This is a genomic window from Breznakia sp. PF5-3 (assembly GCF_029504745.1).
Lineage (GTDB): Bacteria > Bacillota_I > Bacilli_A > Erysipelotrichales > Erysipelotrichaceae > Breznakia.
In genome coordinates this window covers 51,584-68,853 of record NZ_JAQFIQ010000004.1, presented here as the reverse complement: position 1 = coordinate 68,853, position 17,270 = coordinate 51,584, and the positions used below count along the sequence as shown (strand labels likewise).

General features: G+C 32.1%; 14 protein-coding genes. 3 read left to right on the top strand and 11 right to left on the bottom strand.

The features are described 5' to 3' along the window. Positions 1-53: 53 nt before the first annotated feature. From M2475_RS01785 to M2475_RS01735, 11 genes are all read right to left on the bottom strand, one after another. Positions 54-563: a PepSY domain-containing protein gene (locus M2475_RS01785; protein WP_277489210.1), complete on the bottom strand. Its 510-nt coding sequence runs from the start codon at positions 561-563 to the stop codon at positions 54-56. Further along, positions 560-1,624 carry a HAMP domain-containing sensor histidine kinase gene (locus M2475_RS01780; protein WP_277489209.1) on the bottom strand — a complete coding sequence of 355 codons (1,065 nt, stop codon included), beginning with the start codon at positions 1,622-1,624 and terminating at the stop codon, positions 560-562. Before M2475_RS01780 ends, M2475_RS01785 begins: the two co-directional genes overlap by 4 nt. Then, on the bottom strand, positions 1,621-2,280 hold the full coding sequence (locus tag M2475_RS01775; RefSeq protein WP_277489208.1) for a response regulator transcription factor: 660 nt from the start codon (positions 2,278-2,280) through the stop codon (positions 1,621-1,623). The genes M2475_RS01780 and M2475_RS01775 overlap by 4 nt, the downstream gene beginning before the upstream one ends. Before the next feature lie 15 nt (positions 2,281-2,295). Continuing rightward, positions 2,296-2,595, bottom strand: a complete 300-nt coding sequence (locus tag M2475_RS01770) for a PepSY domain-containing protein (protein ID WP_277489207.1) — start codon at positions 2,593-2,595, stop codon at positions 2,296-2,298. Positions 2,596-2,766: 171 nt separating this feature from the next. Further along, positions 2,767-3,711 carry an HD domain-containing protein gene (locus M2475_RS01765; protein ID WP_277489206.1) on the bottom strand — a complete coding sequence of 315 codons (945 nt, stop codon included), beginning with the start codon at positions 3,709-3,711 and terminating at the stop codon, positions 2,767-2,769. Beyond that, positions 3,701-5,689, bottom strand: a complete 1,989-nt coding sequence (locus tag M2475_RS01760; protein ID WP_277489205.1) for a RecX family transcriptional regulator — start codon at positions 5,687-5,689, stop codon at positions 3,701-3,703. Before M2475_RS01760 ends, M2475_RS01765 begins: the two co-directional genes overlap by 11 nt. Continuing rightward, positions 5,670-6,737 carry a lysylphosphatidylglycerol synthase transmembrane domain-containing protein gene (locus M2475_RS01755; protein ID WP_277489204.1) on the bottom strand — a complete coding sequence of 356 codons (1,068 nt, stop codon included), beginning with the start codon at positions 6,735-6,737 and terminating at the stop codon, positions 5,670-5,672. The genes M2475_RS01760 and M2475_RS01755 overlap by 20 nt, the downstream gene beginning before the upstream one ends. Positions 6,738-6,745: 8 nt before the next feature. Further along, complete coding sequence (locus M2475_RS01750) at positions 6,746-7,753, bottom strand: glycosyltransferase (RefSeq protein WP_277489202.1); 1,008 nt, start codon at positions 7,751-7,753, stop codon at positions 6,746-6,748. 122 nt (positions 7,754-7,875) lie between these two features. After that, the gene (gene adhE, locus M2475_RS01745) at positions 7,876-10,506 is read right to left on the bottom strand and encodes a bifunctional acetaldehyde-CoA/alcohol dehydrogenase (protein WP_277489200.1); all 2,631 of its coding nucleotides are present in this window, start codon (positions 10,504-10,506) and stop codon (positions 7,876-7,878) included. A 199-nt stretch (positions 10,507-10,705) separates the two neighbouring features. After that, entirely contained in the window at positions 10,706-11,470 is a 765-nt protein-coding gene (locus M2475_RS01740; protein WP_277489199.1) for an ABC transporter permease, read from the bottom strand. After that, positions 11,463-12,371, bottom strand: coding sequence for an ATP-binding cassette domain-containing protein (locus M2475_RS01735; protein ID WP_277489198.1), 909 nt, complete (start codon positions 12,369-12,371; stop codon positions 11,463-11,465). The genes M2475_RS01740 and M2475_RS01735 overlap by 8 nt, the downstream gene beginning before the upstream one ends. Positions 12,372-12,725: 354 nt before the next feature. Here M2475_RS01735 and M2475_RS01730 point away from each other — a divergent pair, with 354 nt between their 5' ends. The 3 genes from M2475_RS01730 (at position 12,726) to M2475_RS01720 (ending at position 17,132) form a co-directional block, all read left to right on the top strand. Beyond that, positions 12,726-14,066, top strand: a complete 1,341-nt coding sequence (locus tag M2475_RS01730; RefSeq protein WP_277489197.1) for an MATE family efflux transporter — start codon at positions 12,726-12,728, stop codon at positions 14,064-14,066. Positions 14,067-14,179: 113 nt separating this feature from the next. Beyond that, complete coding sequence (locus M2475_RS01725) at positions 14,180-15,499, top strand: sigma-70 family RNA polymerase sigma factor (protein ID WP_277489195.1); 1,320 nt, start codon at positions 14,180-14,182, stop codon at positions 15,497-15,499. 103 nt (positions 15,500-15,602) lie between these two features. After that, positions 15,603-17,132: a vWA domain-containing protein gene (locus tag M2475_RS01720; protein ID WP_277489193.1), complete on the top strand. Its 1,530-nt coding sequence runs from the start codon at positions 15,603-15,605 to the stop codon at positions 17,130-17,132. Positions 17,133-17,270 lie beyond the last annotated feature (138 nt).

Sequence of the window (17,270 nt, the reverse complement as noted above, 5' to 3'; positions counted from 1 at the left end):
ATATGATTATTTTTCGATTACAAATTAAAAAAAGAGTAAATGAAAATTTACTCTTAGTCATCGATTTCATATTTTATAACATTTCCATCCGTAGCAGAAACTTCTACATCATAACGAATATTATCTTTCACAATGTCAATTTCATAATATGCTATCCCATCATCATGTTCTAGTTTACTTTTTTCTACTGATCCGCCACCTACTTTGGCTAAAGCAATTTCTTCAGCCTTAGCTTGAGAAATATAATTTTTATTTGTTGCATCCACATAATCATCATCGATTTCTTTTGATATAATAGTTCCACTTAGATCAATTTCAAAATCATACTTGATACCATCTTTCACAATATCAATTTCATAATATGTAATTCCATCATCAGAATCCTGATTTGCTTTCACGACACCACCATTTACTTCTTTTAATGCAATTTCTTTCGCTTCTTCTAAAGTGATTTCAGCTTTACTTGTTTCCTTTGGGTTATTTGCTTGATTTCTATCATCATTTCTACATCCACCAACAATTACCACCATTAAAATCAAACATCCGATAATATACTTTTTCATGTATTTTTGCCTCCATTAAATGTAATAATAAATACTGTATACTGTCCTTCTTTACTTTCAATAGCAATATCAAAATGATACCATTCACTAATACGCTTTAAAATTGATAAACCTAAACCAAAACTATTTTGATTATTTTCTCTTGCTTCATCAACACGATAGAAACGATCAAATATTTTATCTCTGTGAGCTTCTTTGATTCCTACTCCATAGTCTTTTACTTCTAGTCTGTTTTCCTGATGAAGAATTTCTATAGACTTTGTTTCTTCACGACTGTGCTTTATTGCATTATCTAATAAAATTAGAATAATTTGTTCAAAATGTTCAACCCGAAGATAGATATCCTTTGGGTTCTCTGTATGAAATGCAATCTTAAAATCAGGATATAATTTTTGATACTCACTTATAATACGTGAAATAATTGGATTAATAGAAAGGGCGGCAACCTCATCTCTTTCATCAAATCCCCGTGTTAGCTGTAATAACTCATTTGTTAATGTAATCATTCTTGATACTTCAAGCTTACTAACTTCCAGAGCATTTTCCAATATTTCTGGATCCTCTTTCCCCCAACGGCTCAGCATATCCAAATTACCATTCAAGATTGCCAATGGCGTTTTTAATTCATGAGATGCATCAGATACAAATTGATTTTGTTTCTCCATAGAATCCTCTATATCATCCATCAAGGAATTAAACTCCGATCCTAGAGTATCTAATTCATCATTATTGGATAATGGCAAACGTTGATCAAGACCACCTTCCCGAATCTTCTTAATTTGATCTGTAAATTTTGAAACCGTAGTTAAAAAATGTTCTGAAACAAAGGTTCCTCCTAAAATACTAGCAATAAGTGCAAAGACGATTAACAACCCCAGAGCAATAAATATAATACTGTAAAAAGGAGTTAAGATATCATCATCAATGCCGTATACTTTTTCAATGATTTGACTAAAGTATGTAAGGAAAAGAGAAAACAAAATCGTTGTAATAACTAGAAAACTTAAAATGATAATTGAAGTGATAAGAGTCAATCGAAATCTTATATTTTTACGTCTCATTCGAATCGATACCCCACTCCACGTACCGTATGAATATATGTGTCGTTATCACTTTCTAGCTTATTTCGTAAATGGCGAATATATACATCAACAACATTAGTCTCCGCATCATTTTCATATCCCCATATCTCTTCAATCAACTCATCACGATGAAATACTTTTCTAGGATGTTTCATAAATAGTTTTAAAAGTTGAAACTCTTTTACTGTCAATAAAATTTCTTGATCCTTTTTCCATACTTGGAAAGCATCGATATGTAACACTAAATCTCGATAATTAATATTTGATAAAGTTTGTGTACTGCGTCTTAATAAAGCATGTATTCTAGCAAACAATTCTTCCATTGCAAAGGGTTTAGCAAGATAATCATCAGCTCCTGATGCCAATCCATTCACTTTATCCATAACGGCATCTCTTGCTGTTAACATGATAATTGGTGTACTTTTTTCTAAACGAATTCGCCGGCATACTTCAACACCATTCATCTGTGGCAACATTAAATCTAACAAAATTAAATCATATTCATTTACAAGTGCTTTATCCAATGCATCTCTTCCTGTTTGTGCACAATCCACCTCGTAGTGTTCATGAGTTAATTCCAAGCGCAATAAATCAAGCATATTCTTTTCATCTTCAACAATTAATATTTTTGCCATGACACCCTTCCTCCTTTAATCATAATCCACTTCTACAATGGATCCATTTTTCGCATCCACCACAACTTCGATTTCCTGAGATTGCTGATCTAATATCGTAAATTCATAATATGTATTTAAAAGTTCGTGTTCAACATCCGCTTCTATAACTTTTCCAGGAAATTGTTCAAGAACAATATCCTGCGCCTGCTCTTTACTGTAAGCAACATTGCTTGCAACAAATTGAAAGATAAGGATACTACCCGCGAAAACAGCAATAATTAATATGATCAAGCATGCAATAATCATTTTTTTATGTTTTTGAATAAGCTTCATATCTTACCTCCTAAACATAGTATACATCGTTTTCATTGCTCATGTATGAAGGAAAATCAAATTTAACATTAAAAATTTTTAATAAAAAAGAAACCTAAATGCTATGTTCCCTCTTTATAGTTTCAACAATCCTTTTGTTTACTACATAGAAGGAACATACCACCTAGATCTCTATTTTTTATTTTTAGCTTTATAAAATGAACGATTTTCCATCGCGAAGATCCTTGGTGTAAAAGTTCCAGGTTCTACATGATCATAAGCTTTTTCAAGTGTGTTCATTTTCGCATCAATATTATCTATCAAACTTAATATTTCAGCTTCTGGTACCATTGGTAAAACTGGTGAACCGAACTCATAAGCACCATGATGTGATAATATCATATGACGAAGTAAGGTAAGTTCTTCGTTATCAATATTCATACGACTCGCAATTTCATAAAGTTTTGCTTGCATGATTGAGATATGACCCAATAATTTACCTTCGGTTGTGTATTCAATAATCACAGGTCCACTCAACTCAATAATTTTTCCAATGTCGTGCATTAGAATTCCGCTCAAAAGTAAATCACGATCCAGCATTTCATACTGTTTACACAAGAACTCCCCGATTTCAATCATCCCCAATACATGAGTTGCTAAGCCACCAACAAAGTTATGATGATTCTTACTTGCTGCTGGATAGGTAAAGAAATCTTTTTCATACTCTAAAAGGGTTGCCTTCACAAGCTTTTGATATGTATCATTTTCAATAGATTCAATTACTTGATTGATTTTAAATTTCAATTCTTCTTTTCCTATACTGCTACTACGTACAAATTCATTGAGATCTTCATTATTGCGATCTAATACTTCAATACTTGAGACACGAATTTGTAATTGATTGTTATGTGATAAAATATCTGCATTAAACCTACAAATCATTCCTGCTTTATATTTATTGATTTCTGCATCACTTACATTCCAATATTTTGCATCCATTACTCCTGTACTATCTTGTAATTGAAAAGAAAGATATGGAGCTCCTTTATTGGTAATTCCTTTATTTACTTGAAATATTAATAATTTTATTTTAACATGATCTCCATTTTGCAAATCTCTTACTTTTTTATTCTCCATTTAATTCCCTCATTTCTATTGCGTGTACAACATCATCATACATAAATCCTTTACGTAATGCATATTGCTTAATTCTATCATTTAATGCTTTCCCATCGTATTTGCGACTATAATTACGATAAGCTTTATCAATTACTTTTTGCAATGCTACACTCTCTTTTAAGATATCATCTTCAAAATTTAAATCAAGAACAATCTCAGAAGCTAAAGATGAACTAAAGCCATTACTAATCAATTTTGTTTTGATGATTTCTTTCTTTTCATTCACTGATTTATTTTTAATTGTATCTTGATATCCCAAAGCCAATTTAAACGCCTTCGTATGTTCATGTGATTCATCAAAACGCTCTAGTTGTTCTTCAATCATTTCATAAGGGATTCCCTTACTCACCAATTGACGAATCATCTTTTGCTTTCCATACAAAGATTTATCCATTTTTTCAAGTTGCATAAGTGTATAAGCTTCATCATTGATATATCCTTTTTCTTCTAAAACATCAATAAGATCATTAATGGTTTTAATATCCAAAGGATTTTCCATATTAATCAAAAAGTCGTACATTTCTTTACGGGTACGGTCTTTAGAACGTAACTTCTTAAGTGCTCCACGATAAGCAGTAAGAGAACGTTCCTTATCTTTTAAAACTTCATACAAACTATATTCTAAAATACCATCTTTTTTTATTTCATATTTTAAATAATCATCCAAAGATACAAGTAACGTAACTTCTTCATTAGATTTCTTGTTGATCAAATATAAACGCATGCAATCATCACTTGTTTTAATAGATTCAATAAGAAAGCACTCTTCATAATCTTCAATCGCTTGTTCATAAGCATGATATACAGAAGTATAAAAATTCTCAATATCATATTTTTTAACTACTTCCATACAACGCTGTTTAAACGCTACACGTTGTTCTTTCGACAAAGCGAAGAACGCATCCGTTTTTTCGGCGAACTCCTCAGGAGTAGCAAAATAAAAACCTGTATCACCTTCAAAAACCAATTCTTCTAATACTTCGTCTTTACGTGCAAAGACAGGAAGTCCTGCAGCTAAGGATTCAATAAAGGTCATCCCTTGTGTCTCACTTAACGATGCAGAAACAAAAGCATCACTGATTGCATAATAAGCTGGCATATCTTCTCGTGGTTGCTTATCCGTAAAAATAATTCGATCAGCAATACCCAAATCCTTGGCTTGCTTACGTAAATCATCCAATGTTGGTCCACCACCAACAATCATCATCATAACATTTGGATCTTTTACATATTGAAAACCATCAATGATAATCTCCATACTCTTCTCTGGAGCAATTCTACCTATATACGTTATTAACTTCGTAGAATCACTAATTCCAAATTGCTCTTTAATTGAAATACATAAATCCTTTTTCACATTTTCAGGTTTAAAAGCTTCCAAATCCAACCCTGTTGGGATAATGTGAATTGGTCTTTTTACCCCATAGCGAATAAGCGCTTCTTTCGTTTTTTCACTTGGTGCAATAATCGCCGTTACCGATTCACAAAGAAACTTTGTGAAAGAACTAAACACCTTCTTAGAAAAAGTTTCCAAACTATCCAAATCAAAACGATTGATATAATGTGTATAATCTTCATACATCGTATGATATGTATAAACTACAGGGATATGTAAATTACGAGCAACGATTCTCGCAAAGACACCTACCCCGAATTCTGTTTGCACATGAATCACATCTAAGTTTAATTTTTCTACTTCTTCTTTCACCGTAAAATGATATGGTGTGCTCAAAATATATCCATATAACCATTTCAACTCTAACCCAGGCATTCGCAATACATTTCCTTCTCTAGTAGAATGTATAAAACCTTTATGAGATGTAATAATATACACTTCATGACCATGAGCCTCCAAAGCGTTTTGTAATGTTACAACAGATGAAACCACTCCGTTTATATCTGGTGTGTAGGTATCACTAAAGATTCCGATCCTCATAATAATCCTCCTCATTTATTAAAGTACTATTTCGTTTATCATATTTTTGCTTTAAATACACAAAGGTAATCCCACCAATGAAGATAATCATATGATAGGTTGAAAACCGCCAAAGAATCATAATACTATTTGCCTCTGCAGTTGCAAACAAAGTTGAAAAGATAAGCATAAAAGCCGCCTCTGTTCCCCCACTTGCACCAGGTACTGGGAAAAACGCATTTGCAATATTTACAAACGCACTCATTGTAATAATATCTAATAACATATCAACACCAACATTTAAGCCCATTGTATATGCAATAAATAATGGCAATGAATACAACACTGTTAGTCTAATTACATTCAAAAGAATACATTTTACAACCATTCCTTTATGCTGTTTTATACTTTGAATCTCATTGGTAAAACTTTCCAACTGCAAATTCCATTTTGTAATTGTTGCAACTGGATCTTTCACAACTTTCAATCTTGCTAATAATTTTACAACCCATGAACTCAATCGCTTATAAATTTTAGGGAATTTTGCCATCGTATATAACAATAAAATTACCATACTATTGACAACATATCCTATTAAAACCAATAAAAAGAATGATGAATGTTCTGTATAATAATAAGAAAATTTTAAAATCATCAAAATAGTACTATACGCTACCATTACACTTTGATAGATAATAAAATCTATCCATAGAATACTAGCTCCATTACTAATCTTAATTCCTTGTTGCTTCATAATATAAGCCTGTGCAAACTGTCCACCAGTAGCACTTGGTGTTACACCACTAAAAAAAGCACCTACAAAAGCTACTTGTACTCCCTCTTTGTATTTATAGCCTGCTTTATAGGTTTTTCCTAAGATTTTATAAATCAAACCGATGATTAAATTATAAGATAATCCATAGATAATAATAAAAATAAATGCATACCATTTAATATTACCAAGCAAATGCATAACTTCTCTAAAATTATCTTTTAAAGCAAACCACAATGCGAAAATGGTAAGCCCAATTATCAATAAAAAATTAATTATATAACTTTTCTTTTTCATAGAAACCTCTATTGCTTCAATACCTTCTCATAAATTCCCTTTAATTTTACTCCAATTTGACTAATACTACGTTCTTCTGCTGTCTTTCGACCCGCTTCTTTAGTAGACGGTAAAGTTGCTTCCACAACACCCTCTACTAACTGTTTGAATTCGTCATTATCTTTCCCTTTGTAGCAATTTACTTTATCTACTAACCAAGGATCAAATACCGGAATATCACGAACGATTACATTTTGGTGTGAAGCTAAAGCTTCTAATACAACAATTCCCTCTGTTTCTTCATTACTAGGAAAAAAGAAAGCATCACTGCCACTGAAAGCACCTTCAATAACAGCCCCTTTTACATATCCTGGAAATAAAACATTCGTTGGATGATCCTCTTGAATCACATCGCGAATATGTTTTGGAATTGTATACAGTGGTGTATGACCAAACCATATAAATTTGTATTCTGGAAGTTGTTTCGCCACTTCAACAAAGTCTAAAATCCCTTTACGTTCAAAATATAAACCTACACTGATGACCACTTTATCATCCGCTTTTAAACTAAAATATTTACGGAATGCTTTTATTTTTTCTTCATCATGATCAAAACGACAAATATCAATACCATTTGAAATATCTTCAATTGGTTGTGTTAATCCATAACTTTCTAATATTTTCTTTGAATAAGGAGTTGGTGTCAATATATAGTCTCCTTGCGAATACACATTCATTATGATTTTTTTAAAGATTGGTGACAACTGATTACTCAATACAAAAGAATCACGAAAATCTTCTTCCGTACTATGTGCATGAACAACCACTTTTTTACCTTCTTTTTTTGCTTTTGCAATCAGACGGGAACTATTAATCATATATGTATTCACATGTAGAATATCATAATCCGTTGCATCTGGATCTGTCGTATACTCTATTCCTTGACTTTCCAATGCTTCCATCTGATGTTTCATTGCTCTTCCTATCCCAGAAGTTTTCAACATCTTTTCATTTTCAAAATATAATAAGATCTTCATATATCCTCCGTCTTATCCTATATTATAGCACATGCATTTACATATATATATAGAATTTAGTCAAAAGAATAACGAAAGAAAACCAAAAAAAGTCTCATACTGAATGAGACTTTTCAAACTATCTATTTTTCACCTTTATAAGCTTTTTTCAAGATTTCTTCCATATCAGAAACGATTGGTAATCTTGGGTTTGCTGGTGAACATTGATCCTCATAAGCAAGCATTGCAATTTCATGAACTGAATCCATCCATGCTTTTTCTTCAATACCTTGTGCTTTAAAGTTGTTTTCAATGCCAACTTCTTTCATCAATTTTTCAACTGCTTGAGCAAATTTTTCTACACCATCAGCATCATCTTTAACATTTAATCCAATTAAACGAGCTACCTTTGCATATAATTTATCTGCTCTATAGTAATTATATTTTGGCCATACAGGTAATTTATCTGGTTTTTGTCCATTGTAACGAATTACGTATGGTAATAAAATTGCATTTGTACGTCCATGAGGCGTGTGGTGAACTCCACCAATCTTATGCGCCATTGAGTGACACATTCCTAAGAATGCATTTGCAAATGCCATTCCTGCCATTGCTGATGCATTATGCATTTTTTCACGTGCTTCTGGATCATTTTTACCATTCTTCACAGCTCTAGGTAAGTATTCAAATACCATTTGAATTGCTTGTAATGCCAATCCATCTGTATAATCACTAGCCAATACAGCAACAAGTGCTTCGGTAGCATGTGTTAACACATCCATACCTGTATCCGCTGTAACAACTGCTGGTAAGTTTGTAGTGAAAGATGCATCAATGATTGCTACATTTGGTGTTAATGCATAATCTGCAAGTGGGTATTTCTTATTGTTTTCTTTATCTGAAATAACAGCAAATGGAGTTACCTCTGATCCCGTTCCACTTGTTGTAGGAATACTTACCATTTTTGCTTTCTTTCCTAATTCTGGGTATTTAAATGCACGTTTACGAATATCCATAAACTTTTGTTTTAAATCATCAAAACATACGTCTGGTGCTTCATAGAATAACCACATTCCTTTGGCAGCATCCATTGCAGATCCTCCACCTAGGGCAATGATTGTATCTGGTTCAAAAGAACGCATGATTTCAACACCTTTATTTACTGTCGTAATATCTGGATCCGGTTCTACATCACAGAATAATTGTACTTTTACATTATTATCTCTAGCTGCTAATTGTTTTGTAATCTTATCTACAAACCCTAAGTCGACCATAGCTTTATCGGTTACAATCATCGCACGGTTAATACCTTGCATTTGTTGTAAATATTCAATTGAATCTCTTTCAAAATAGATTTTTGATGGAACTTTAAACCATTGCATATTGTTTTTACGTCTCCCTACTTTTTTAACATTGATCAAGTTGATTGGTCCTACATTATCACCTACTGAGTTTCTACCATAAGATCCACAACCTAATGTCAATGAAGGAATAAATGCATTATATACATTACCAATACCACCAAATGTTGATGGTGAATTCCAAATAACACGAATTGCTTTTACTTTTTTACCAAATTCAACAGATAATTCTTCACTTGCTGTATGAATTGCAGCAGAGTGACCCAATCCATTAAATTCAACCATTGCTTCTGACTTATTCATACCATCTTCTGTACTATCTGATTTAATAAACGCTAATACAGGAGATAATTTTTCTCTTGTTAATGGTTCTTTAACTCCAACTTCTTTACATTCTACACAGATAATGTTTGTTCTTTCAGGAACTTTAAATCCTGCTTGTTCAGCAATCCATGCTGCTGGTTTACCAACTACATTTGGATTCAGTTTTGCATTCTCTGCTTCACTAGCTTTATTTACACCAAACATAAATGCTTCTAACATCGCTTTTTCTTTTGCTGTTGCAAAATATGCATGGTACTCTTTAAATTCTTTCTTCACTTCTTCATAAATTTCTTCATCAACAATCGCTGCTTGCTCAGAAGCACAAATCATTCCATTATCAAATGCTTTTGATAATACGATATCTGCTGCTGCTTGTTTAACGTTTGCTGTTTTCTCAATATATGCAGGAACATTTCCAGCTCCTACTCCTAATGCAGGTTTTCCACATGAATATGCTGCACGAACCATTGCATTCCCACCAGTTGCTAGAATTGTTGAAATTCCATCATGGTTCATTAAAGCATTTGTTCCTTCCATCGAAGGTGTATCAATCCATTGGATACAGTTTTCTGGAGCACCTGCTGCTACTGCCGCATCATAAACAACTTTTGCTGCTTGTTGAGAACAACGGTTAGCACTTGGATGAAAAGAGAAAACAATAGGATTTCTTGTTTTCAAACAAATAAGTGATTTGAAAATTGCTGTTGATGTTGGATTTGTTGTTGGTACAATTCCACAAACAACTCCAACTGGATCTGCAATTTCAACAATCCCTGCTTCTTCGTCACGGTTGATAACACCAACTGTTTTTAAATCTCTCATGTAGTTGATTACATGTTCACAAGCAAACAAATTCTTTGTTGCTTTATCTTCAAAAACCCCACGCCCAGTTTCATTTACTGCTGCTTCTGCCAACACCCCATGTTGGTCAAGTGCCGCCACACTTGCTTTTGCAACAATATAGTCGACTGCTTCTTGATCAAGTTGTCTAAATGCTTCTAAAGCCACTAGTCCTTTTTCAACTAAGGTATTAACCTCTTTTTGAGCTGGACTAATTTCAGTCTTTTCTACTTTTGTTTCTTTTGCCATAATTCCTCCTGTGCACGATTGTGAAAACTTTCACTACTATTTCGTTGTGAATATATTACCATATAAAAATAAGTTAATCAAGAATTTTGTTAACTTTTTCACAATATATACATTTGTTCTACAAATTACCTTTAATAATAGCTATTTATCAATCCTATGTTATATCTTTATATCAAAAAAAAGAGGTTTAAAACCTCTTTTATGTAATATCTTTTTTCTCCATCGCAACAAGTGATCCAGCAATATAAATTGCCATAAAAACAGCACCACTGATTAACATTGTTCCCCACAATTCTGTATTCGCAGGTGTTAATAATCCAATGTTCATAATAGGAGAATATTCTGCTAAATCCAATCCTAAGAATTGATCAAGTGCTTGATATCCTAATTGCGCTGTCATCACAACTACTACGATTAATGTGATCGTAGCAGCACTGCTTCTTAAGAAGCTAGCTGCTAAAATCACTAGGGCAATAATTACCAAGTTAAGGAAAAGGGACATCCCTGTATATTGTAATATTGCTCCTACATCACCAATATCCACATTGCCAATAAACAGTGTTCCTAAAATGTAAGTCAGTAAAATCATGAGAATGAAATATATAGTTACTCCTATTATCATCGTAATAAACTTTGATAAGGCAATTGTGGCTTTGTTATTTACACTTGAAGCAATATTTTTAATATATCCACTACTGTAATCTGTACAGACATACATTGCTGCTCCAATACCAATAATCATTGGTAATACTGTATTCATAAATACGTTATATAATAAATCAATCAATTGTGGGTTATGAATGTCAAATCCATAATCAAATTGTTCTGTAGTTATTCCTGAATTGATCATATCTCCTAAAGAATACATCAAAGTTAGAATAAAGAATACTAAGATTGCTCCTACTACATAATAGCTTTTTGTTTTAAATAAGCGATATAAATCTGCTTTTATTAAATTAAACATAATTTGCTCCTCCCATCATTTCAATAAACATATCTTCTACACTTTCGTTTTGTTCAAAAATAGAAGATACTAACACACCATTTACAACAAGTGTTGAATTCAGCTTTGCTCTATCGATTTCCGTATCATATATATTAAATACATTTTCATGATATTCATATTCTGTAATATTCAATTTTTTCAATACTCTTACACTTTCTGCAACATCATCAACTACCACTTGGATTGAATTTTTAGATAATTCTTCTAACTGATCTCTTGTCAATTCTTTAACCAATTGTCCAGATGCAATCACTCCATAGCGATTTGCAATTTTTCCTAATTCCTCCAAGATATGTGAAGAGATAATAATTGTCATTCCACGTTCTTGTAATTTTAATAGAATTTCACGAATCTCCACAATCCCCTGTGGATCTAATCCATTGATTGGTTCATCCAAAAGCAATAACTGTGGATCGTTGATCAATGTAATTGCCAATCCCAAACGTTGTTTCATACCTAGCGAGAAATTCTTTGTCTTTTTCTTTGCAACTTTCTCTAAACCTACTAGTTCTAATAATTCCTTAATTTTCTTATCTGTATCTTTAATCCCCAACATCATACATTTCATTTTCAAATTGTCATATGCACTCATCGCTGGATACAATCCAGGATTTTCAATTAATACCCCTATCTTATGACGAGATTTACTCAAATCTGTACTTCCAAACAATTTGATTTCCCCATCACTTTTATGAAGTAAATTTGCAATCATTTTTAAGAAGGTTGTTTTTCCTGCCCCATTTCTTCCAATGAAACCATATATTTCCCCTTCCTTTACATGCATATCTACTTTATCAACTGCCTTTTTCTTTCCAAACTGTTTTGTTAATCCATCTGTTTCTAAAATATAATTACTCATATCCTTGTTCCTTTCTTGCTTGTCTTAATGTATCTTTGCATTCCTTATAATTTGCAATTGCTGATATAAATAGTATTCCCAGAATCATAAATATACAGATTCCAAAAATTGAACTAAATATACTATCTGTTATTGCGAATAAAATAATTCCCAAGGTGATTGCCATCCCTAAATATAAATTGTCTATACATCCCCCTTGTACCTGTGTACTAATTAACTAATACAACTATACTATGCTTTTATTGTTGTGTCAATACATTAATACAATTTTTTTATATTTTTTCACTATTCCCTTTTTCTCTATTCTCATTTATACTATCTTTAATATATATACATATATAAGAAAGGAGAATCATGGAACATTCTAATACCACCTCAATGACACAAGGAAGTATTTTAAAACAATTGCTATTTTTTTCTATTCCTTTACTTCTTGGTAATCTATTTCAGCAATTCTACAGTACTGTTGATTCTGTCATTATTGGTAACTTTGTTGGTGATGGTGCATTAGCTGCAGTAAATTCTTCTGATTCTGTTATCTATCTATTTATTCACTTCTTCATTGGATTATCAGTAGGTGCTGGTGTTGTAATTGCAAATCGATATGGTGCTAAAGATTATAAGAATTTATCAAAGAGTATTCATACAGCAATGGCTTTAACCCTAGTAGCAAGTATCGCTTTAACTATCATTGGATATCTTTCGATTCCTTTCATCTTAGATATTATGAATGTTGATCCTGATGTACTTCATGATTCTACAATCTATTTGCAAACCTATTTTCTAGGATCCTTTGGTATCATCACTTATAACATGGGAAGTGGCATCTTACGTGCGGTTGGTGATTCACGCCGTCCTCTTTACATCCTGATAATTGCTTGTATTATCAATATTGTTTTAGACCTTATTTTTGTCGCTGTTTTTAAGTGGGGCGTATTTGGTGTTGCGCTCGCCACTTCAATTGCTCAAGTAACGAGTGCTATTCTTGTATTATTAATCCTCATAAATACAAACGATATTTATCAACTAAAAGTTTCAAAAATAAAATTTCACAAAGATAGTCTTTCTGAAATTATTCGTATTGGAATGCCTAGTGCTATTCAAAATATGATCATCTCTTTATCCAATGCTATCGTACAATCAAATATCAATACATTTGGAAAACATGCCATGGCTGGAGTTGGATCATATGGAAAAATTGATGGCTTTGCTATTCTACCAGTTATTAGTTTCTCAAATGCACTTACAACTTTTGTTTCACAAAATATAGGTGCTAAAGAATATGATCGAGTGAAAAAAAGCGTTCGTGTTGGAATTACATTAAGCTGTAGCGTAGTCTTATTTATAACCAGTATCCTTTTTTTGTTTACTCATCAAATTCTTACTTTATTTTCAAGTAACTCTGTTGTTATTGATTATGGAACAACAATGATGAAATATATGGCACCAGGTTATATTATTCTAGCCATCTCACATAATTTATCCGGTATCTTACAAGGGGCAGGGCAGACAAAAACATCCATGATGATACTCGCATTTTCTTGGTGTATTTGTCGTATTGTATGGATTATGATTACGGTAGCTATCTTCCATGATATTCGTTTTGTCTTTATGGGATGGCCTGTTTCATGGTTCATAAGCATGATCATTATGCTTCTATATTTCAGAAAAGGAACTTGGTTGTATAAGCGTTAAAAGCTGTCATTCAGACAGTTTTTTTTACCTTTCATCGCATTTTATATCAGGAAAAATACGAACATGCTATAATAAATTTAATTTCAGTCATTAGCATTTTAATGGAGGACAAAATGAGCGAGATAAAGAAAAACCCCATCACATCACAAATCGTGTTAGCTTTTCAAAATGGAGATACAGAAGCATTTGAAAAAATTTATGAACATTATCATAAGCGAATATATTTTTTCACTTTGAACCATATTAACGATCCAGAAACTGCAAAAGATATTATTCAAAATACATTTATTTCTGTATACCGTAATATTAGAAAATTGAAGTATCCAGAAGCATTTCATGTATGGATTATGAAAATTGCTTATAGCGAAATTCAAAATATTATAAGAAAACCAAAATTTCAAACAATTAAGCTCTCCACAAATAAAGAAACAGACGACTATGTCGATCGTCATACAGCTGTCGAAAATACTTCACTAGAAGATCAGGTATTGTATGATCTTATCTACACAAAAATTAGTTCTTTAAAACCAAAATTCAAGGATGTAGCTTCACTAAAATATCTTGAGGGATATACTGAAATAGAAATATCGCAAATATTACACATCCCCTTAGGAACTGTAAAAAGTCGATTAAGAAGAATCAAAACCTCATTACAAGATACATTAATTGAAAATGACATTACTCCTAGTACATATAAAGCACCTGCAATTATTATTACACCACTGTTATATAAGACATATGAATATATGTATTCACTAGAAACATCTACTGTCGATAATCATCACAGTGCAACTACCGTGATTGCTTCGGCAGCTACTGAAGCCACTATTCTTTCTTCCTTAACATTAAAGCTTACGCTTGTTGCATCGACAATCATTATCGGAGGCACTTTGCTTTTAGTAAACCAACCTAACAATGATAAAACAAATACAGATGTTACTAATACAATTATTGAACATAGTAAAATCAAGGATATTCATTATAATCAAGAATTTACAAATGAACCTATCTCCATTCGTGTTGATACGACGAATGATAACTATGATAAGATACTACTCAATAATAAAGAAGATTTAATTATTAAAGAAAATGGAACATACTCAATATCTTTAATAAAAGACAACAAGACTATTGATCAAAAAGAGATTCACATCAAAAACATTGACTATGATCTTCCAGAATATTTAAGTTATCAACTCGATGGTGAAATATGTACAGTATATTTGAAAGATCAACTTTCTGGTGTCAACAATCAAAGTATTTCATATTTTAAAAATGAAGTTGCTAGTGAAGATTATACATATGATGAATTATCACAAACAATCGTTTTTAAATATCAAAAATATTCTTCCAATATCTTCTTTGTTTCTGATAATGCCGGAAACGAAATAAAGGTTTCTTTAGAATCTGAAAAATATTTTTCAAAAAAGTGATCTATATTTTTTTATCTTGCGACTTACACAATGACAGTATTACAGGATTCATGTTTTGTCATTAACTGTAACTGTCTGATATGAATAAAGGAGAAACAAAAAAATGAAAAAATTAAAAATTATACTTTGTACATTTGTATTCATGACCTGTATGATTGCTACCGGCTCACTCATGCACATAAATGCGAGTACAGATCCTGGAATTCGAGTAAACACAAAAATATCGAATACCGTTGTTGCAGGAACTGATGACACTTATACAATGACACTTGACATTACAGGTGGTAAAACAAGTGAAATAGGAGTCACAAAAGAACCTATTGATGTTATCTTATTATTGGATACATCTGCAAGTATGAACGGTGCTCCTTTGAATGAAGCAAAAGCAAGTTCAAAAGCATTTGTTGAGGAATTATTAGCAGATACAAACGCTAATATTCGTGTTAGTGTAATCGGTTTTGGTGGTGGAATTAGAATCCCTGGAGGTTCTGGTGAAGTATTTCCCAATGCCATCACTTATATGAACTTTACCAATGATAAAAGTGCCCTTCTTGCAGCAATTGATGGAATTACAATTACTGGGACAACTGCACTTAAAGATGGAATTGAAGAAGCAAATCAACAATTTTCAACAAACAGCATGAATGATCATCGAAAAATATTACTATTACTTGGTGATGGTGCACCACAAGATGGCATTACGGAAGACAGCCTTTATGTCAACCAATGTTATGATGCAATGGAAACATTAGTTAATACAAATCCCAATGTTACGGTTAATACAATTGGATATAACTTAGAATCTTTTGTTGAATTAACAAAAGAAATTTGGATGAATCTTGCGGCAATTGATCGCAATACAGGAAAATTCTATAATTCTTCTACTGATGATTTATCTGCTGTTTTCAATAGTATCTATACAGATTTATTTACTTTAATTGATTATGTTCATGTTAATGCAACTATTCCTGAAGGCTTTGAAATAGTTCCTAATTCTCTTTCAAACCCCAATGGATTACAAGTTGATACAAATAAATTAGCAAACAACGAACTTGATATCATAACAGGTGCATTGGGCGAAACAACTACCGTTTCCTTAAGTTATCAAATTCGTATTAAGCAAAATACAAAAAATTTGAATGCCAATACAATTCCATATTCGTTTTCATATCAATACACAAATTCTTCAGGTGCCCAATATGGAAATACTACCCAAAGTGTTAAGGCTCCTATTTATAAAATCTCAACAGTTGCAGATAACAATGGAAGCATTTCAACAAGTCGCCTTGTTGGTAAAGGTGCTACCCATGAAGTTAGATGGCAAGCCAATGATGGATATATACTATCTAGTTTTAATGTAAATGGTACAAATATCAATATCACTAACAATAATTCCTATATATTATCAAATATCAATGAGAATAAAAATGTTAATGTTTATTTTGAAAAGAAACCAATTAAAACTCCTAGTATTGTTCCAGATGACAGTGATAATATTATCGTTAATGTAGAAGGTGTCAATAAATCAATTGCAACCTATGATACAACCAACACTTCACTTTTAATATCTCTGCTATTGCTAGCAGGATACACTTTACTTATCTGCAAAAGTAGGCTAAAGAAAATGAAATAACAAAAAAGCCAGCTCGCGAAGCTGACTTTTTTATTACACAAATTGTACTCTCCCCAGAATACCCATGGTCAAGTTTGTAATTCATTAGCAGAACTCATGCAGGACCATGTTTATTTGTGTAACATTGTTTTTGCACAG